We start from the raw sequence: 649 nt of genomic DNA on the forward strand, positions 1-649 counted from the left end.
TTTCATACGCTTCTTTCCGTTCAGCTAACATTCTGTTATACACGAAACGTACACAACCGAAGGTTTTACGCATAAGATGTGCTTGGTCTTCTGTTGGATACAAACGGAATTTATATGCTTTATTCTGCTTTGTCATATCATTTCACCTCACTTTTCACTTTGATTTTCAATATATGTTTTTACTACGTCTATTGGCGAACCACCAGTAGTTAGCAAGCAAAAACTTCTTGACCAAAACATCTCTTTCCAAAGTTTCTTTTTCACTTGTGGAAAGTCTCTTTTAATAAGTCGAGAACTTGCACTTTTATAAGCATTGATGAATTTTGTCATTTCTGTATTAGGGTGTGCCTTGAACAAAATATGAACGTGGTCTACATCATGATTCCATTCAACTAATGTAATGTTATAGTTTTCAGATAGTCGAACAAACATATCTTTTGCATAGTCTGACATATCATCATCAAACACATTTCTTCTGTATTTTACGACCAACACAAGATGATAATACAACAAGAATACTGAATGGTTATTACTATCTAATTTCATTTATATACCAGCCTTTATAATTTATAAGACTGATTATATCAGAGGCAAAATAAAAAGGAAAACCTTTTGGCTACGCCAAACCGAAATTCATCTCCCACCTACC

At 33.4% G+C, this 649-nt stretch carries 2 protein-coding genes; both read right to left on the reverse strand.

The genetic code is table 11. The annotated features are described in order from the left end of the window. Positions 1–136 (reverse strand): helix-turn-helix domain-containing protein (locus JDS92_RS30070; RefSeq protein ID WP_199633042.1); only part of this gene is annotated, 136 nt, incomplete at its 3' end. A gap of 11 nt (positions 137–147) precedes the next feature. After that, positions 148–546, reverse strand: a complete 399-nt coding sequence (gene tnpA, locus JDS92_RS30075) for an IS200/IS605-like element ISBth16 family transposase (RefSeq protein WP_000762752.1) — start codon at positions 544–546, stop codon at positions 148–150. Between the last annotated feature and the right edge of the window lie 103 nt (positions 547–649).

Source organism: Bacillus cereus group sp. N12, assembly GCF_016483575.1.
Classification (GTDB): domain Bacteria; phylum Bacillota; class Bacilli; order Bacillales; family Bacillaceae_G; genus Bacillus_A; species Bacillus_A toyonensis.

Bases quoted from the DNA above. Each gene is read 5' to 3' on its own strand.
- tnpA (WP_000762752.1), bottom strand. From the start codon at position 546: ATGAAATTAGATAGTAATAACCATTCAGTATTCTTGTTGTATTATCAT.